The organism is Salinibacterium hongtaonis (genome assembly GCF_003065485.1).
Lineage (GTDB): Bacteria > Actinomycetota > Actinomycetes > Actinomycetales > Microbacteriaceae > Homoserinimonas > Homoserinimonas hongtaonis.
In genome coordinates this window covers 1,653,923-1,672,432 of record NZ_CP026951.1, presented here as the reverse complement: position 1 = coordinate 1,672,432, position 18,510 = coordinate 1,653,923, and the positions used below count along the sequence as shown (strand labels likewise).

The 18,510-nt window shown below is 63.3% G+C and carries 16 protein-coding genes and 2 tRNA genes; 13 read left to right on the top strand and 5 right to left on the bottom strand.

The genetic code is table 11. The features are described 5' to 3' along the window. Nucleotides 1-104 precede the first annotated feature (104 nt). Nucleotides 105-178 (bottom strand) — tRNA-Gly (locus C2138_RS08025). 229 nt (nucleotides 179-407) lie between these two features. Between C2138_RS08025 and C2138_RS08020 the strand changes: the two genes are divergently transcribed. The 11 genes from C2138_RS08020 to C2138_RS07970 all read left to right on the top strand — a co-directional run bounded on the left by C2138_RS08020 (nucleotide 408) and on the right by C2138_RS07970 (nucleotide 11,712). Next, nucleotides 408-481 (top strand) — tRNA-Pro (locus tag C2138_RS08020). 52 nt (nucleotides 482-533) lie between these two features. Then, the gene (gene tig / locus C2138_RS08015; protein WP_159078176.1) at nucleotides 534-1,910 is read left to right on the top strand and encodes a trigger factor; all 1,377 of its coding nucleotides are present in this window, start codon (nucleotides 534-536) and stop codon (nucleotides 1,908-1,910) included. 104 nt (nucleotides 1,911-2,014) lie between these two features. After that, a complete protein-coding gene (locus tag C2138_RS08010; protein ID WP_108516903.1) occupies nucleotides 2,015-3,211 on the top strand; it encodes a trans-sulfuration enzyme family protein in 1,197 nt (398 codons plus the stop codon). Nucleotides 3,212-3,304: 93 nt separating this feature from the next. Continuing rightward, a complete protein-coding gene (locus C2138_RS08005) occupies nucleotides 3,305-3,916 on the top strand; it encodes an ATP-dependent Clp protease proteolytic subunit (protein ID WP_108516902.1) in 612 nt (203 codons plus the stop codon). Between the two features lie 13 nt (nucleotides 3,917-3,929). Next, nucleotides 3,930-4,601, top strand: coding sequence for an ATP-dependent Clp protease proteolytic subunit (locus tag C2138_RS08000; protein WP_108516900.1), 672 nt, complete (start codon nucleotides 3,930-3,932; stop codon nucleotides 4,599-4,601). Between the two features lie 341 nt (nucleotides 4,602-4,942). Continuing rightward, nucleotides 4,943-6,151, top strand: a complete 1,209-nt coding sequence (locus tag C2138_RS07995) for an amidohydrolase family protein (protein WP_108516898.1) — start codon at nucleotides 4,943-4,945, stop codon at nucleotides 6,149-6,151. A 94-nt stretch (nucleotides 6,152-6,245) separates the two neighbouring features. Continuing rightward, nucleotides 6,246-7,832, top strand: coding sequence for an ABC transporter substrate-binding protein (locus C2138_RS07990; RefSeq protein ID WP_159078175.1), 1,587 nt, complete (start codon nucleotides 6,246-6,248; stop codon nucleotides 7,830-7,832). Nucleotides 7,833-7,863: 31 nt separating this feature from the next. Beyond that, nucleotides 7,864-8,880, top strand: a complete 1,017-nt coding sequence (locus C2138_RS07985; RefSeq protein ID WP_108516894.1) for an ABC transporter permease — start codon at nucleotides 7,864-7,866, stop codon at nucleotides 8,878-8,880. After that, nucleotides 8,877-9,674 (top strand): ABC transporter permease, encoded by a 798-nt coding sequence (locus C2138_RS07980; protein WP_108516892.1) that lies wholly within the window; start codon nucleotides 8,877-8,879, stop codon nucleotides 9,672-9,674. The genes C2138_RS07985 and C2138_RS07980 overlap by 4 nt, the downstream gene beginning before the upstream one ends. Continuing rightward, on the top strand, nucleotides 9,671-11,332 hold the full coding sequence (locus C2138_RS07975; protein ID WP_108516891.1) for a dipeptide ABC transporter ATP-binding protein: 1,662 nt from the start codon (nucleotides 9,671-9,673) through the stop codon (nucleotides 11,330-11,332). The genes C2138_RS07980 and C2138_RS07975 overlap by 4 nt, the downstream gene beginning before the upstream one ends. After that, nucleotides 11,329-11,712, top strand: coding sequence for a RidA family protein (locus C2138_RS07970; RefSeq protein WP_108516889.1), 384 nt, complete (start codon nucleotides 11,329-11,331; stop codon nucleotides 11,710-11,712). The genes C2138_RS07975 and C2138_RS07970 overlap by 4 nt, the downstream gene beginning before the upstream one ends. 75 nt (nucleotides 11,713-11,787) lie before the next feature. On the opposite strand, the gene C2138_RS07965 is transcribed toward C2138_RS07970, so the two are convergent. The 3 genes from C2138_RS07965 to C2138_RS07955 form a co-directional block, all read right to left on the bottom strand. Next, nucleotides 11,788-12,405: a copper resistance CopC family protein gene (locus tag C2138_RS07965; protein WP_108516887.1), complete on the bottom strand. Its 618-nt coding sequence runs from the start codon at nucleotides 12,403-12,405 to the stop codon at nucleotides 11,788-11,790. Further along, entirely contained in the window at nucleotides 12,402-13,070 is a 669-nt protein-coding gene (locus C2138_RS07960) for a YcnI family copper-binding membrane protein (protein WP_108516885.1), read from the bottom strand. The genes C2138_RS07965 and C2138_RS07960 overlap by 4 nt, the downstream gene beginning before the upstream one ends. An 80-nt stretch (nucleotides 13,071-13,150) precedes the next feature. After that, a complete protein-coding gene (locus C2138_RS07955) occupies nucleotides 13,151-13,816 on the bottom strand; it encodes a hypothetical protein (protein WP_108516883.1) in 666 nt (221 codons plus the stop codon). 155 nt (nucleotides 13,817-13,971) lie between these two features. On the opposite strand from C2138_RS07955, the gene clpX reads away from it, so the two are divergent. Both clpX and C2138_RS07945 read left to right on the top strand, forming a co-directional pair. Further along, nucleotides 13,972-15,249, top strand: a complete 1,278-nt coding sequence (gene clpX / locus C2138_RS07950; protein WP_108516881.1) for an ATP-dependent Clp protease ATP-binding subunit ClpX — start codon at nucleotides 13,972-13,974, stop codon at nucleotides 15,247-15,249. Between the two features lie 80 nt (nucleotides 15,250-15,329). Next, entirely contained in the window at nucleotides 15,330-16,511 is a 1,182-nt protein-coding gene (locus tag C2138_RS07945; protein ID WP_108516879.1) for a benzoate/H(+) symporter BenE family transporter, read from the top strand. Here C2138_RS07945 and C2138_RS07940 read toward each other — a convergent pair. Continuing rightward, on the bottom strand, nucleotides 16,485-18,503 hold the full coding sequence (locus tag C2138_RS07940) for a M3 family metallopeptidase (RefSeq protein ID WP_108516877.1): 2,019 nt from the start codon (nucleotides 18,501-18,503) through the stop codon (nucleotides 16,485-16,487). The two genes, C2138_RS07945 and C2138_RS07940, sit on opposite strands and share 27 nt — an antisense overlap. Nucleotides 18,504-18,510 lie beyond the last annotated feature (7 nt).

Sequence of the window (18,510 nt, the reverse complement as noted above, 5' to 3'; positions counted from 1 at the left end):
GCCCACAGACGGGGGGCAGCAGATTCGCGCATTGGCGGTCGAATCAGCGTGCCATCAATGACACGCAGAAGCATCAGAAGAAATAGGGAGTCAGATCCCACATATGGAGGGGATGACGGGAATCGAACCCGCGTAATCAGTTTGGAAGACTGAGGCTTTACCATTAAGCTACATCCCCGCAGTTCGCGACCCGGAGGCCGTGAGTGCTCAGCAATCCTATTACATCGCGGAGCATGGTTTTAACGCATCCGGCAGCTGTTGCGCGAATGGCACCGATGCGGTGCGAGGTTTCGGGGCAACTCAGCTAGACTTGCCGAGGCCTTTTTTATGCGGTGGCGTTTGCGCCCTCGTCAGAGGTGGCCGAACCCCCTCATTCCATGGATTTGTGGTGGAGGGTTGTAGGCAATCGGGGCGTAGCTCAGCTTGGTAGAGCGCTCGGTTTGGGACCGAGAGGCCGCAGGTTCGAATCCTGTCGCCCCGACACAGCAGCAGTACAGACGTCGAAATATGAAAACTCAGGAGAAAGCAGCAACGTGAAGACCACGGTGGAGAAGCTGAACCCGACGCGCGTCAAGCTCGTCATCTCGATCAGCCCCGAAGACCTCAAGCCCAGCATTGACCACGCCTACAAGCACATTGCGGAGCAGGTCAACATTCCCGGCTTCCGCAAGGGCAAGGTTCCGCCGGCGATCATCGACCAGCGTGTCGGCCGTGCCGAGGTGCTCAACCACGCCGTTGGTGAAGCAATCGACAGCTTCTACCGTCAGGCTGCAGATGCCGAGGGCATCCGTCCGCTTGGTCGCCCCGAGGCCGACGTCACGGGCCTTCCTGAGCTCAAGGACTTCTCCGGCGACCTGGAGATCACGGTTGAGGTCGACGTGCGCCCCGAGTTCGAACTGCCCAAGCTCGACGGTCTTGAGCTCACGGTTGACGCCGTTGAGGTCACCGACGAGGAGGTCGAGACCGAGCTGAACAACCTGCTCGCACGCTTCGGCACCCTCGTAACCGTTGACCGCCCCGCCAAGACGGGCGACTTCGCCCAGATCGACCTGGTCGCCACCATCGGCGGCAACGAGGTTGACACGGCCAAGGGCATCTCCTACGAGATCGGCTCCGGCGAGCTCATTGACGGCATCGACGAGGCGCTTGACTCGCTCACCGCCGGCGAGAGCACCACGTTCGAGGCTCCCCTTCTCGGCGGCGACAATGCCGGCGAGAACGCCCAGATTTCGGTCACCGTCAACGCCGTCAAGGAGCGCGAGCTCCCCACCGCAGACGACGACTTCGCTCAGATCGCCAGCCAGTTCGACACGATTGACGAGCTCAAGGCCGACCTGCGTGAGCAGCTGGGCAAGTCCAAGGTCTTCGGCCAGGGCACGCAGGCTCGCGACCAGATCGTGGAGAAGCTCCTCGAGACTGTCGAGATCCCCGTCCCCGCCAAGCTCGTCGAGGATGAGGTGAACCGTCACCTTGAGAACGAGAACCGCCTCGAAGACGACGAGCACCGCGCCGAGGTCACCGAGTCGAGCGAGAAGACGTTCCGCACCCAGATTCTTCTTGATGCAGTCGTCGAGGCCGAGGAGATCAAGGTCGGCCAGAACGAGCTCACGCAGTACCTCATCCAGGGTGCCGCTCAGTACAACATGGAGCCGGGCGAGTTCATCCAGATCCTCGACCAGAACGGTCAGATCCCCGGAATGGTCGGCGAGGTTGCTCGCGGCAAGGCACTCGCCTCCGTTCTCTCCAAGGCCAAGGTTGTCGACTCCAACGGTGCGGAGGTCGACCTGTCGGCCTTCACCGCCGGTGTCAACAACGATGGTGATGCCGACTTCGCCGAGATGCCGGCCGGTGGCTCGGACAGCCACGGGCGCCAGGCGGGCGACGAGCACTTCGGTCACGACCACGCATAGTCGTTAGCGCTACAACGAAGGCCCGCACGGATGATCCGTGCGGGCCTTCGTCATGCACCGACACGGGCGCGGGGGATGGGAGCGCCCCCCGCTAGATTGATGCCATGAACCAGCGCCCCGACAAGAAGAACCCCGCAACCCTCGGCCAGCTGTCGCAGGCGGTGCATGCGGGAAACCGGGTGGACGAGGCAACGGGAGCTGTGCGCACGCCCCTAGTCTTGGCCAACTCGTACGCCCTGCCAGAGGACCCCAGTTCTCTGAGCTGGTCATCGTCGGAGGCGACGCTGTACACCCGCAATGGTGCGGTGAATCAGAAGCTCCTGCAGCAGAAGCTCGCCCTGCTCGATGGCGCCGAGGATGCCGTCGTGCTTGCCAGCGGAGTTGCCGCGCTCCACGCGGTGTTTTTCACCACCCTGCACTCCGGTGATCACGCGATCGTCGCCGATCAGACCTACGAGGCCAGTTTTCGGCTCTTTTCTGAGCTCCTGCCCGAGCGCTACGGAATCGAGGCCACGTTCGTTGATACGAGCGATCTGGATGCGGTGCGAGCGGCGATCAAACCCAACACCAAGCTCATCCATGTGGAGACAGTGGCCAACCCTACGACGAGGGTGGCGGATGTCGCAGCTCTCGCCGAGATCGCCCATGCGGCCGGTGCCCTGCTCAGCGTCGACTCGACCTTCACGCCGCCGCCGTTAGCGCGGCCCATCCTCGACGGTGCCGACTTTGTGATCCACTCGCTCACCAAATACATCAACGGCCACGGCGATGCGATGGGAGGGTCTGTCGCGGGGTCATCGGAGCTCATCGGGCGGATCAAGGCAGACGCCATGGTCGATGTCGGTGGCGTTATCAGCCCGTTCAACGCGTGGCTTATTACTCGAGGGTCGGTGACTCTGCCGTTGAGGCTGCGGCAGCATGTGGCATCCGCCCAGAAGGTCGCCGAGTTCTTGGCCTCCGACGGTCGCGTGGCGTACGTCGCCTACCCGGGTCTCGCGTCGCATCCTCAACATGAGCTGGCGTCTCGGGTTCTCTCGGGCTACGGGGCGATGATGGCCTTCGCCGTCAAGGGAGACCCTGACACCCAGAACCGGTTCGTGGCCAACCTTCGCGTCATCACCTCGGCCGTCTCTCTCGGACACGACGAATCGCTCATCGTGCACGTCGGAACGGCGGGGGAGCGCGTGGCCTTCTATCCGGAGGAATTCCGCACGTGGGGTCACCTGCGTCTCTCTGTCGGGCTGGAGGATGTCGACGACCTTCTCGCGGATCTGCGGGCCGCTCTCGACGCCACCTTCTGACGCTGGGTTCTTTGCCTACAGCGAACGCAGGCCGCAGCGGGCGTTGGCTCCGATAGATTCGACATACGCGATAACTGAAACGGAGCGTAGGCAATGGCCCAACCGGCATTGGTCAGCAGTGTTTTCGACCAACTCCTCAAGGACCGCATCATCTGGCTTGGCTCAGAGGTGCGCGACGACAACGCCAACGAGATTTGCGCGAAGATCCTTCTCCTCGCCGCAGAAGATCCGAAGCGTGACATCTACCTGTACATCAATTCGCCCGGTGGCTCGATCACCGCTGGCATGGCGATCTACGACACCATGAAGTTCGTGCCCAATGACATCGTCACTGTGGGCATCGGACTCGCCGCCTCAATGGGGCAGTTCCTGCTCTCATCCGGCACCAAGGGCAAGCGCTACATCACGCCGAACGCCCGCGTGCTGCTGCACCAGCCCTCCGGTGGATTCGGTGGTACTGCGGCCGACATCCAGACTCAGGCCAAGGTCATCCTTGACATGAAGCGCCGGATGGCGGAACTCACCGCGGAGCAGACCGGCAAGTCCATTGAGCAGGTCATCAAAGACGGCGACCGCGACAACTGGTTCACCGCGCAGGAGGCTCTCGAGTACGGCTTCGTGGATCACCTGCGTGAGTTCGCATCGGACGTCGCCGGTGGCGGCGGAACCGATGTTGCGGCCTCAGAAGCAGAAGCCAAGGACTAGGGCGAGGAAGATCATGGAATTCACTAACTTCGGACACCAGGCCGGGGGCGTTGCTCGCCCAGCAGAGTCTCGCTACATCCTTCCCACCTTCGAAGAGCGCACGGCGTATGGCTATAAGCGTCAGGACCCCTACGCCAAGCTTTTCGAGGACCGCATCATCTTTCTCGGCGTGCAGATCGACGACGCTTCTGCGGATGACATCATGGCGCAGCTTCTCGTTCTCGAGAGCCAGGACCCCGACCGTGACATTGTCATGTACATCAACTCACCGGGTGGCTCGTTCACCGCGATGACGGCGATCTACGACACGATGCAGTACGTTCGCCCGCAGATCCAGACCGTGGTTCTCGGCCAGGCAGCATCTGCTGCAGCCGTAATTCTGGCGGCGGGTACTCCGGGCAAGCGGCTTGCGTTGCCCAACGCTCGCGTGCTCATTCACCAGCCCTCTGCCGGTGACTCGGGTCGCGGACAGGCCTCGGACATCGAGATTCAGGCCCGTGAGATTCTGCGGATGCGCGGCTGGCTTGAGGAGACGATTGCGAAGCACTCCAACCGCACGGTCGAGCAGGTCAACAAGGACATCGATCGCGACAACATTCTCAGCGGCCACGAGGCCCTTGAGTATGGACTCGTTGACCAGGTTCTGACCTCGCGCAAGAACCTGCCGGCGGCAATCGTCAAGTAGAACAAGTTCGCCCCAGCGGCGTTCAGAAGGCCCCGTCACTTCGGTGACGGGGCCTTCTGCTGTGCGGGGCTGCCGGTACGCCCTTCCGCGGCGCTACTTGTTGACAAGTGGCGCGAAACATGACTTTTGCCCACGCCTTAAGCGGGGTTTTCTCACCAAAACGGGCACCAAACCTGCTGGGAAACGTCATGTTTCGTCTTACTCGTCGTGACTTGTTAACATGTTCCTGTAGAACTTGTTGGAACGTTCACGGAGATTTCATCTCGTTGGGGTCTCCCTGCAGCTGTGGCACATGTTCGTCAGCACCCCCGCGCCCTGCATTGCCGCACTGAAGGAGAACCATGACTGCTGTCATTACCCCGCGCCGAGTCGACAACGTCGCGATCTGGGACGGCACCGCCTATGTGGGCGTTGGCTCCATCGAATGGGCAGGCGACAGCATTAGCTCGGTTTCGGCGAGCGGAGATTCGCCCGCCGAGTACAGCATCATCCCCGGACTCGTCGACACCCATGTGCACCTCGGGGCCTATGCGGGTGAGAAGAAGGTCGACTTCGCATCGTGGCCGATCACGACACCCGGCGAGGAGCGCACGCTCCACATCGCCTCCAACGCCATCCGGGCGGCGAAGGCCGGTGTCACGACGCTTCGCGATCTTGCGGGCGACAAGCATCAACTGGCTGCGAGCCGCGCGTTCGACGAGGGCATCCTCGCAGGGCCGCGAGTGCTCGTGCACGGGCAGGTCGGCATGACGGCAGGGCACGGCGATCTCTTTATCCCTCCCCACTACCCTCACCGCGACCCCGTGGCAGACAGCCCCGACGAGTGCCGCAAGCTCGTGCGACAGTGGGCAAGGGCTGGCGCCCACGGGGTGAAGATCTACACGAGCGGCGGGGTGCTCTCGATCGGCGACCGGGTGGGATGGCGCAATCAGACCGACGCCGAGATCAGCACCACCATCGACGAGGCTCACGCGCTCAGCATGCCCGTTGCCGCTCACACGCACTCGAGCGAGGGCGTGGATATTGCGCTCGCCCTCGGCGCGGACTCGATCGAGCATGGCACCGGTGTCGTCGAGCGTCACTGGCCCACCCTTATCGAGCGCAACATCCCGATTGCGCCCACGCTGCTCATCAATGACCGTCTCGCGAATGGCACCATCCCGGTCTCCGACGAAGCTCGGGAGAAGGCGCAGGAGGTTGTCACAGAGCGGGATACCAACTTTGCAGGCGCTGGTGCGGCCGGGCTCCGGTTCGTTCTCGGTACCGATGCCAACGGCTCTATGGTCACGTTCGGCGACCAGCTCGAAGAGATTCGCATGATGAAGACGATGTTCGAGTGGTCGGCGGAGCGTGCGCTGGTTTCTGCAACCTCGGATGCTGCGGATGTCGTGGGTCTCGGATCAAAGGTGGGCACCCTGCGCGAGGGCTATGGCGTTGACTTCATCGTCATCAAGGGTCGCCCCTGGGAGAACATCGACGATCTCCGCTCAGAAAACATCGTCGCCGTCGTCTCCCGCGGAGTCGTCATCTCTGGCGAACTGCCCCTGTGATCTTCTTCACCTGACTGCACCACCGCACCGCAGCACCACCGCACCACAGCACACATCCAGCACCATGTTTCCTCCACCCCTTGAAAGGACCACAGTGATCCTGAATTCCCTCCGTGCGCGTCGCCGCATCGGCGTGCCGGTTGTCGCCGTCGCCGCAGTTGCTCTGCTCGCCTCGTGTGCAGCGTCCACCGACGAGGCCGCATCCTCGCAAGACGTGATCTTCGCGCTCAAAGAAGACCCCACGTGCATCGACCCGCAGCAGGTCACCGTGACGACCGGGCTCAACGTTGCCCGCCAGCTCGTGGACTCGCTGCTCGACCAGGACCCCAAGACGGGCGAGCTGGTTCCGTGGCTTGCGGAGTCATGGACGGCAAATGACGACCTGACCTCGTTCGACTTCACGCTGCGCGATGGAGTCACTTTCAGCGACGGCACTGAGCTGACGGCGGATGTCGTCGCCGCCAACTTCGATGCCGCAATGCAGCTGGGTGCCAGCGCCTCGCTCGTTGCTCAGTACCTCGCGGGATACACGGCGACCACCGTGAACGACGAGTCGTCCTTCACCGTGGACTTCTCCGCCCCGAACGCCCAGTTCCTGCAGGGCGCATCGACCATCACGCTCGGCATCGTCTCCGCCGAGACGACGACAGAGACGCCAGAGGCCCGCTGCCAGTCGATCGTTGGCTCCGGTGCATTCGTGCTTGAGTCCTACGTGCAGAACGACTCGCTCGAGATCGTCAAGCGCACGGGCTACGACTGGGGCTCCGAGCTCCGCGGCCACACGGGCGAGGCATACGCCGACAGCATCACCTTCCCGATCATCACCGAAAACGGCGTTCGCACGGGTGGGCTCACCTCCGGTGAGTTCGATGTGATTCAGGACCTGCCCTACATCGACGAGTCTCGCTTTGCCACGGATGACTACGCTCTCTATGCGGCAGCAAACCCCGGGGTGCCGAACTCGCTCATCGCCAACACCTCCACGGGAGTTCTGGCAGAAGAAGCCGTTCGCAAGGCCGTCATGATCGGACTCGACCGCGGCGAGATCAATGAGCTCACGGGCTCCGCAAGCGGACAGGCGCCCACCAGCGTGCTGACCTCCACAACGCCCGGTTACACCAGCCAGGCAAAGGCCATGGAGTTCGACCGCGACGGTGCCATTGACCTTCTCGAAGAAGCCGGCTGGGTCGAAGGGGCCGACGGCATCCGCGAAAAGGCGGGCCAGAAGCTCACGGCAACGGTTACGGGCTTCTACGCTCAGGACGTGCTCGAGGCTGCGCAGATTCAGCTCAAGGAGATCGGCTTCGACCTCCAGCTGAACATGGTTACCCCCGGTGACTTCTTCGGTGCGATCGCCAGCGGCTCATATGAGTTCCTCGGTGCCGGTCTCACGCGCACGGACCCCGATGTGCTCCGCGTGCTGTTGTCGCAGGAAGCATCGTCGCACTGGGCGATCGTTGACGACGCAGAGCTCGAAGCGCTGCTTGCTGAGCAGGCAACAACGGCCGACGCCGATGCCCGCCAGGCGATCATCGACGACATCCAGGCTCTCGTCGTCGACAAGGCCTATGTCATTCCGACGCTCGAGACGATTCAGTTGCACGCATCGTCCTCGTCGGTAAGCGGAATCGTGTTCGACTCCGCATCGCGCGTCAACCTCTTCGACATGAAGCTCAGCTAGTCGAAGCCTGTCAGTAGAAATCGGAACGCGCATGGCATCAGCAGGGGCACCGTCGAGGCTCAAGAGCACCGCTCTCTTTCTCGCGCCCAAGATTCTCCAGTTCGTCTTTGTGATCTGGGCGACCTATACGGTCACGTTTCTTCTGATCAACGCGCTTCCCGGCGACCCCGTCCTTGCAGCGCTTGCTGCCAAGGGCGGGGACGCCACTACGACAGACCCTGAGCAACTGCAGGCTCTCCGAGAGCGTTATGGTCTCGATGGGCCGCTCTGGCAGCAATACTTCGTTCGGCTCGGCGGCGTGCTCGTCGGCGACTTCGGCATCTCGATCTCTACCGGTCTTCCCGTGCTCGACCTCATCGGCCGCGCACTGCCCAACACGGCACAGGTTGCCATTCTCGCCCTCGTTCTGGGTATCCTCGGTGCCGCCCTTGTCACGTTTCTTGCCTACCTTTCTCGACCGCGGTGGCTCCGTAACACGCTCCTGCAGGTTCCGCCGCTCGGAGTCGCGATCCCGGCGTTCTTGAGCGGTCTCGTGCTTATCACGGTGTTCTCGTTCGGCCTCGGTTGGCTGCCATCCTCCGGTACGCGCGACCCCATGAGCGTGGTTCTGCCAGCAATAACGCTGGCGCTACCGGTGGGGGCACTCTTCTTTCAGGTGTTCTCCTCCGCGGTTCTCGAGGCGATGGAGAGCCCGTACGTCTTCACGGCCGTTGCCAAGGGGCTCTCGTCCCGCACCATCTTCGTGCGCCATGTGCTGCGCAACTCGCTGTTGCCCTCCATCACCGTGATCGGTCTGCAGATCGGCTACCTCGCGGGAGGAACAGCCGTCGTCGAGACCGTGTTTTCGCGCGACGGCATCGGCCGACTAACAGTGGATGCTGTGCTGGCGCGTGACGTGACGGTAATCCAGGGCGTCATTGTGGTCGTCGCAATCGTCTATTCGCTCGCCAACCTTCTTGTCGACCTGTCCTACAGCTTTATCGACCCCCGCATCCGGCCAGCGCTTGCGCGACCGAAGACCGCACGAAAGGCGGAGGTCTCCGCATGAGGCTTCTCACTAAGCCGGGGCTTCTCGTCTCCTTGGCTGTCATCGTTCTCACGGGGCTGGTCGTGGGGTTCCCTGCCATCTTCGCCACCCACGACCCCTATGCATCAGTTGCCTCGGCGAAGCTCCTGCCGCCGAGCGCCGAGAACTGGTTTGGCACCGACCACCTGGGCCGCGACCTCTTCTCCCGCGTTATCTATGGCGCGCGGCTCTCGATTGCCGCCGCCGGACTCGCCGTCGTCGTCGGTGTCGTTGTCGGAGCAATCGTGGGACTGCTCTCTGGCTTTATCGGAGGGCGCATCGACTTTGTCGTTATGCGCTTTGTCGACGTGCTCATCGCTGTCCCAGGCATCCTGCTTGCCCTCATCGTGGTGGTGACGCTCGGTTTTGGGCCATGGTCGGTGGCGTTGGGCGTAGGGCTTGGCGCCGCAGGCTCGTTCGCGCGCGTGATGCGATCTCAGGTCGTGCGAGTGCGCAACGAGGAATACGTTGAGGCGGCCGCCACCCTCGGGGTGCGCTGGCCCGGCATTGTGTTTGCCCATATCCTGCCGAACGCGGCACGGCCCGTCATCGCGATGGCTGCCCTGGAGCTCGCAACCGCAGTGCTCTCCGTTTCGGCGCTGAGCTTTCTCGGTTTCGGTGCCCAGCCGCCGGAGCCAGAGTGGGGTGCTCTCGTATCTGCCGGTCGCGACTTCGTTGCCATCGCGCCGTACCTGAGCATCATCCCGGGTGTCGTCATTCTGATCGTGGTGCTTGCCGTCAACCGCGTTGCCCGCTACTTCGGAGGAGACAAGTGACCGACGACCTGCTCGTGATCAGCGACCTCCTGGTCGATTACCGTGCGAGTTCTGGCACCGTCCACGCGGTCAAGGGGATCAGTTTCTCTGTGCCGCGCGGCGGTGTTGTTGCGGTCGTCGGCGAATCCGGCTCGGGCAAGAGCACCGTTTCCCAGTCGATCGTGAACCGTCTCTCTGAGGGCGGCGTCATTGTCGGCGGCTCCATCCGTTTCGACGGTCGTGAACTGATTGGCATGCGCGAGCGCGAGATTCGCAAGCTGCGCGGTGCCCAGATCGGCTTTGTGCCCCAGGACCCCTCTAACTCTCTGAACCCGCTCATCCGCGTGGGAGAGCAGATCGCCGAAGTGCTTCGGTTGCATCAGCGGCTCTCGCGACAGGATGCTGCGGCCCGCGCAGTCGAGATTCTTGCCGAGGTGGGAATCGTTGAGCCAGAGATTCGGGCTACCCAATACCCGCACGAGCTTTCGGGGGGCATGCGACAGCGGGTACTCATCGGCATCGCGTGGGCGTGTAATCCGGCGCTGGTCATCGCCGATGAGCCGACCAGCGCTCTCGATGTCACGGTGCAGAAGCAAGTTCTCGACCGCATCGAAGCCCTTGCAGAGCTGCATGGCACTGCGGTTGTGCTCGTCACCCACGACCTGGCCGTCGCGGCCGATCGGGCTGACCGCATCGTCGTGATGCAGAGCGGCCGCGTGGTCGAGGAGGGACTCGCCTCCGAGGTTCTTGGCAACCCGCAGCACGACTACACGCGCAAGCTCGTGGCAGCGGCGCCGGGGCTCTCGAGCGCACGCCTGACGCCGACGGTTTCGACCGAGTCGCGCCCCGTGCCGCTCTTTTTGCGCGACCGGGTGACGCAGGAGAGTCGTAACGACACCGTTCTGTCTCTGGTCGACATCGTCAAGACGTACTCGGTGCGCAGGCCAGGTGTCGGTGCGACAACGCTCACGGCCGTCAACTCCGTCTCGATCGACGTTGCTCGAGGATCGACATTCTCGATCGTGGGGGAGTCCGGCTCGGGCAAAACGACCCTTGCCCGCATTGCGGCGCGAATCATCCCTGCCGACTCGGGCAGCATCATGTTCGACGGCCAGGACATCTCTGCGCTTAGGGGAGAGAGCCTTCGTCAGCTTCGCCGCCGCATCCAGGTTGTCTACCAGAACCCGTTTGGCTCCCTTGATCCGAGCATGTCAATCGAGCGGATCATCACCGAACCGCTGCGCGCGTTTTCGATAGGGGATCGTGCCAGCAGACGAACTCTCGCACACGATCTGCTCGATCGGGTGAGCCTGCCAGTCGAGATTGCGGATCGTCGTCCGCGGCAGCTCTCTGGCGGCCAGCGGCAGCGCGTTGCCATCGCTCGTGCGCTGTCCCTCGGCCCTGAATTGATTGTGCTCGACGAGCCCGTCTCCGCGCTCGACGTTTCGGTCCAGGAGCAGATTCTGCAGCTCCTTGTCGATCTCCAGCAAGAGTTTGGACTGAGCTACCTCTTCATCTCACACGATCTTGGCGTGATTCGGCAGGTCTCAGACGGCATCGCAGTGATGCGTCACGGCGATCTGCTTGAGCATGGAGCGGCCGATGACGTGCTCTCCCGCCCGGCGCATGACTACACGCGAGAACTGCTCTCCGCCATCCCCGGTCAGCTTCGCTCATGACCAGGTTTAGTGACGTGCCTGCTCTGGGTGAGCCACGGGGCGCATACAGCTTCATCGCCGAGGCGGGCGGCTTCGTATTCTCGGCAGGAATCGGGCCGTTCACACCCGATAACGCCCCGTTGTCATCGGATGCTGCAGAGCAAACCGAGAGCGTGATCGACAACATCGAATCGGCGCTGGCGGTTGTAGGCCTCGGTCTGGGTGATGTGGTCAAGGTCACCGTGATGGTGCAGAACTTCGCAGCCGACTTCACGGCCGTGACCGAGGTGTACGGCCGGCGGTTCCCGCAGCCCTACCCGGTGCGCACGGTATTCGGGGCAGATCTGCCCGGGCCGCTCGTCGCCATGGATGTGACCGCGGTCCGACCCGCAGCTCAGTAAACCACTCGCCACCCGCGACAATGAAGGCCCCCGTCGATGGTCGACGAGGGCCTTCGCTCTGTGAATGGCTTGCGTTTAGCGCTTGCGGCGAAGCGCCATGATGACGACAGCGATAACCGCGAGGCCGATCAGACCGGAGGCGATCCAGATCCCCACGGGCAGCGTCGATTCCTCTTCGGGAACGGCCGGTGTCGACGGCTCCTCTGCGGTGGCGGAGGGCTCCACCTGTTCCTCTTCTGAGGAGACGCCGCACTGCGGTGCAGTCGCGTGGCCGACCGATTCGTCACCGGGCTGTGTTGGAGCCCACGCAAAGCTGATCACGCCCGAGATCGTGTGAGCATCCGCCGAGACGGCCTGCCACGTGAGGGTGTAGTTGCCGGGAGCGCCAAGCGCGGCCGGCATCGTGACGCTTGCACCATCGATCGTCACGCAACCGTCGCCATAAAACAGCCCGTCAGCATCCGTGACTTCCATCGCTACCGCGCCAGCCGACAGCAGCACATCGTTCGTCGTGACGATGAACTCCTTGGGCAATTCGGTGAGAGTCTGCCCTTCGGTTGGAGTGGATGATACGACGTAGTTGTGGGCGCTGGCCGCACTGGCCATTCCTACAACCGAGGCGAGGATGATCGCGAGAATCGCCGCGAAAACAGCGAGCGGGCGACGCAGGCAGCCGCTGATCATGGCACTCATGAGCGCACCGCCCGGCGACGCGCCGTGAGACCGATCACGATGCCGACGGCGCCGACGACCAGGCCAGCGATTCCGAGGCCACGGCCGACAACATCCACTGAACCTTCTGCGGATGCCGACTCGGCTGACGTTGCGTGCTCTTCGGTTTCTGCGCTGTCTGTCGCTGCGCCGTGACCGTGTCCACCGGCGGAGGGGTCCGCTGCGGTGAGGGTGATCGTTGGGGCGGGGCTGTCGGGCTCAGCGTCGCCCTCGGCAAGCTCGGTCCAGGCATGCTCGCCGTCAACGCAGCCCTGCACCACGGGGAAGGCGACAGTATCGCCCTCGTCGCCGGCAGGGAGCACGACCGAGAGCGCAACCGTGTCGCGCAGTCCGTCGGCAACCGGGGTGTTTGCCGTGTAGGTGACGGTCGTGGGGGTCTCAGCAATGCTCCATCCTGGGTGCACTGTCGGGGTTACTGATTCAATCGACTCGGGGATGCCGAACGTCAGAGACGTGGTGGGCGAACCTTCGCAGCCGTGGCTGAATGAAAACGTGAGCACGGACGGGCTGCCTGCGGCGGTCGAGCTAGGTGTGACGCCAACGTGGGCGTTGGCTGCAAGAGGCGCGGCGATGACGAGTGCGGCGACTGCGGCAGCCGTAATAGTGGATGTGGTGAGAGCTTTCACAAGTGATTCCTTGACTGTGTGGACATGGGTGTCCGAATGTTCGTTGCCAGAGAGTGCGTGCGCGATGCGGCGGGTGCCGACTAAGCGCAGGCAGACGCGGGTGGACCGCGGTGGCGAAGGAATCCGATGAGGAGCGCACGAGCCGCAACGGGCATCCGTTCGTGCCGGGCGGGCAGGGCGTGGAGAGATGCAAGGAGCGGCGGGGCCTCGGATGCCCGCACTGCCCGCAGGGCGCGAAGCGCGGTGTCGACGATCGAGGTGAGAAGCGGAGCGGCCGCAGCGGCAATGTTCTTCACGGTGCGCTCAGCGAAGACAATCGCTGCGAGCGTGGCCACCGCAGCGCCGGCATGGGCCCAGAGCATCCCCGGGTCTGCCATCACGAATCCGGATGCCGCAACCCCAGACGCGACCGGGGCAGCGTCGATCGCTGTGGCACCGTGGTCGTGGAGTGCGTGGCCTTCGACATGCGCGCTGAGTGCGGTGACGGGTGCTGCGGACGGGCCAAAGAACGCGAAAAGGCCGTGATAGGCGAGCTGGCTAACGGCGACAGCGGGCGCAACGCGAGCAGCTGAAAGAGACCGCCCGGCGAGACACACGCACACGGGCCCGGAGAAAGCGAGAGCGAGCACGATTGCGAAAGCGGGTGGATGCGCGCCGCTTGCCGCACCATGCGAGAAAGCGGCAGCAAAGGTAGCGAAGCCGGCGACGAGCCAGCCTCGGCTGAACCTCGCCCAGCGTTCCGTCATGTCGTAATCCGCGCTTTCTGCCTGTGCCGTTATCTCAGTCTAGGCTGGGCGGCACTCAGACACTTTGCGCGGCATTCGACAAGAATGCATGTGAGTGTCGGTGACTCGGGTTAGGCTCGTTTTCACCAGACGCGACGGTATAGAGGAGAGGGCTCATGGCTCGAATCGGCGAAAGCGCCGACCTGCTTAAGTGTTCTTTCTGCGGAAAGAGCCAGAAGCAGGTCCAGCAGCTCATCGCGGGCCCCGGCGTATACATCTGTGATGAATGCGTAGAACTCTGCAACGAAATCATCGAGGAACGCCTCGCCGAGGCTGGCGAAGCCGCCACGAGCGAGTTTGACTTGCCCAAGCCGCGCGAGATTTACGGCTTCCTTGAGGAGTACGTGATTGGGCAAGAGAAGGCCAAAAAGGCTCTCTCGGTTGCGGTCTACAACCATTACAAGCGCATCCGTGCTCGCGGCACGATCACTTCTGCCGATGCAGCGCTGGACGACGTGGAGATCGCGAAGTCCAACATCCTGCTGATCGGGCCCACGGGCTGCGGCAAGACCTACCTCGCCCAGACACTCGCCAAGAGGCTCAATGTGCCGTTCGCTGTTGCCGATGCGACAGCGCTCACAGAAGCCGGGTATGTAGGCGAGGACGTCGAAAACATTCTCCTCAAGCTCATTCAGGCCGCTGACTACGACGTCAAACGGGCCGAAACCGGAATCATCTACATCGACGAGATCGACAAGATCGCCCGCAAGGCAGAGAACCCGTCGATCACGCGCGATGTTTCGGGGGAGGGCGTGCAGCAGGCGCTGCTCAAGATCATCGAGGGCACAGTCGCCTCGGTCCCCCCTCAGGGTGGTCGCAAGCATCCTCATCAGGAGTTCATTCAGGTCGACACCACCAACGTGCTCTTCATCGTCGCTGGGGCTTTTGCGGGCCTCGAAGAGATCATCTCTCAGCGGGCTGGCAAGAAGGGCATCGGTTTCGGTGCGCCGCTGCACAGCAAGGGCGACAACGTCAATCTCTTCAGCGAGGTTCTCCCCGAAGACCTTCACAAGTTTGGGCTGATTCCCGAGTTCATCGGCCGCCTCCCCGTGGTCACCACGGTGACGCCGCTCGATCAGGTCGCGCTCATGGATATCCTCACTCAGCCCAGGAACGCGCTCGTCAAGCAGTATCAGCGCATGTTCGAGATCGACAATGTCGAACTCGATTTTGAGCGCGATGCCCTTGAGGCGATTGCGGATCTCGCGGTCCTGCGCCAGACGGGTGCGCGAGGTCTGCGGTCAATCATGGAAGAAGTGCTCGGATCCATCATGTTTGACGTTCCCTCCGATGACGCGATCGGCAGGGTCATTGTCACCCGCGACGCCGTGCTCTCGGGCGCGGCACCCACGATCGTTCCCCGCGCGGCCGCCCCGCAAGAAAAGTCCGCGTAACCAGCGAGTTCACACGTAACCGCGCAGGCGGGCTTCGGGGCGCCGGGAACTTCGGGGGCACCGGGAAAGGGTGAGCGGCCATTCTCCAACCCATTGCAGCGGGATTCATCGCCGCCATTAGTGGCTTCGCCACATCGTTCGCGCTCGTCATCGCAGGGCTCCAGGCCGTCGGGGCCACCCAGGAGCAGAGCTCGTCGGGACTCCTCACACTCTGCCTTGCATCGGGCATCCTCACAGTCGTTCTTTCGGCGGCCTACCGCCAACCGATTTCGATCGTGTGGTCGACCCCCGGCGCCGCAGTTCTGGTGGCGGCTGCGAGCGGAGGCACGAGCTTTTCCACTGCGGTCGGGGCATTCATCGTGAGTGGTGTGCTCATCGTCGTGTGCGGGCTCTGGCCAGCCCTTGGCCGTGCGATATCGCGGATCCCTAAACCGGTCGCCAGCGCGATGCTTGCGGGAATCCTGCTCCCCATCTGTCTCGCCCCGGTCGCCGCGGTCGCAGAGTTTCCGCTTCTCGCGGGCCCGATCGTGCTCGTCTGGCTCATCCTGCTGAGGGTGGCTCCCCGATGGGCAGTGCCCGCAGCGATGCTCGTTGCCACGATCGTCATTGTCGCTTCTGCGGGAACAGACTGGCTGCCGCGCGCCTCGCTTGCTCCCGCCCTGGTATTCGTCGCCCCGGAGTTCGATCCCTTTGTCATGGTCAGCCTGGGGCTGCCGTTGTTCATCGTGACGATGGCGGGCCAAAATGTGCCGGGGTTCGTGGTGATGTCGTCGTTCGGCTATCCCGCCCCATCACGCGCAATCTTCTTATCCACGGGTGTTGCCTCCACCGTTGGCGCATTCTTCGGTGGCCATGCCGTGAACCTGGCGGCGATCACCGCGGCAATAGCGGCGAGTCCCGAGGCGCATCCCGATCGTTCGAGGCGCTGGATCGCCGCAGTCGTCGCGGGTTCTGTGTTCGTTGCGATTGGCCTTGCCGCCGGGGTTGCCACGGCCCTCGTCTCGGAGTCGCCGCCTATTCTGATCATCGCGGTCGCCGGTCTCGCCGTGCTGGGCGCGCTCGTGTCGTCCATAGCGTCGGCTCTTGAAGAGCCTGATCACCGTATGGCGGCGATCGCAACGTTCCTCGTCACAGCATCGGGCATCACCGCGCTGGGCATCGGCTCGGCATTTTGGGGCCTGGTCGCCGGTGCCCTGTTCATGCTGTGGCTGCGGGCGCGCCCTGTCGGCCGAGGCTTAGTCGAGACCGCGCCGCCGCAATAGAGGTTGGATTTCGGCGTCGCGCCCTCGAAATTCGCGGAACGCCTCCATGGGGTCTTTCGAGCCCCCGACGCCGAGCAGACGCGACCTGAACCGATCGCCGTTGGAGCGCGTGAGCCCACCGTTGTTCCTGAACCACTCCACGGTGTCGGCATCGAGCACCTCGCTCCAGATGTAGGAGTAATAGCCGGCGTCGTAGCCGCCAGCGAAGGTGTGGGCAAAGTAGGTGCTCGAGTATCGCGGGGGAATTGCCGGGTTGGCGAGGCCCATATCGCTCAACGCGCGCTGTTCGAATGCCGCGACATCCGTCACCTCGGAGTCGGCGGTGATGGTGTGCCAGGCCTGGTCGAGCAGCGCGGCGGCCAGGTACTCGCTCGTCGAGAACCCTTCGTTGAACTGCTCGGATGCCACGAGGTTGTCGACGAGCTGCTGGGGCAGCGGCTGCCCGGTGACATGGTGCACAGCGTAGTTGGCGAGAATCTCGGGCCAGAGCTTCCACATCTCATTGACCTGGCTCGGGAACTCGACAAAGTCGCGGAACACATTCGTGCCGGCAAACTTGGGGTATGTGACTCTGGCAAAGAGGCCGTGAAGCGCATGCCCGAACTCGTGAAAGAACGTGGTGACCTCGTCGAGCGTGAGCAGCGTCGGCTCGCCCGCTGCGGCGCGGGGAACGTTGAGGTTGTTGACGACGACTACCGGCTGGTTGAGAAGGCGGTTCTGTGAGATGAGGGGGTTCATCCACGCACCGCCGCGCTTGGAATCGCGCGTAAACAGATCGAGCACATATAGCCCTACTCCGCTGCCGTCTGAGTCGCGGACCTCGAACACACGGGCATCAGGGTGGTACGCGACGAGGTCGGTGCGCTCCTCAAAGGTCACGCCGTAGAGCCGCGTTGCGGCAAAGAACACGCCATCGTGGAGAACGCGCTCGGCCTCGAAATATGGTCGCATGGCCGCTGCGTCGACGTTGTATTCGGCCACCCGCACCTTTTCGGTGTAAAACGACCAGTCCCAGCTTTCAATGGGATGGCCCGCTTGGGCTTCGAGTGCAGCCTGTTCGGCGAGGGCGTTTCGCGCGGCGGCTGGAGCGAGTTGGCCGAGCATGTCCGCCACGGCGCGTGGGCTGCCCGCGGTTTCGTCGGCGGTGACGTAGGCGGCGTGGGAGTCGAACCCGAGCAGACGGGCGCGCTCGGCTCGCAGGCGGGTGATCGCCAGAACGAGTTCTCGATTGTCGTTGGCGTTTCCCCGGATTCCGCGCGAGCGCGAAGCTGCCATGATGCGCTGGCGCACGTCCCGGTTGGTGAGGCTCGCTAGCCACGGATGCCCGGTCGGCAACACGAGGGACACGAGGTATTTGCCCGAGAGCCCCCGCTCTTCGGCAGCAGCAGCGGCTGCGGAGATTTCGCCGGTGCCGAGACCATCCAGTTCGGCTACGTCGTCGATGACGACAGCCAGGTCATTGGTGTCGGCGAGCAGATTCTTCTCAAACCGCGTCGTGAGGGTTGACAGCTCCTGGTTGAGTTCTCGAAGCCGCGCCGTGTCGGCCTCGGGAAGCCCAGCGCCTGCGAGCGTGAACTCCGTGTAATACCGCTCCACCAGATACCGTGTCTCGGCATCGCTGATGGCGTCTCGTTCGGAGTGGACATGACTGATCCGCGCATAGAGCTGGGGGTTCAGCGAGATGGCGTCGCGGTGAGCAGCCATGATGGGGGCGAGGTGTTCCTCGAGCTCATTCGTCTTATTTGTGGAGTCGGCCGACGCCTTGTTGTAAAAGACGGAGCTGACCCGATCGAGAATCTGCCCGGATGCCTCGAGCGGCACGAGCGTGTTGCCCGCGGTGGGCGACTCCGGGTTGCGGATGATGGCCTCTACTTCGGCGAGCTGCTCGGCCATGCCCGCCTCGAATGCCGGGAGGTAGTGCTCGTCGCGAATATCGGCGAACGGGGGCAGCTCATAGGGCAGAGTGCTCGGGGCGAGAAACGGATTGCTCATCCGTTGA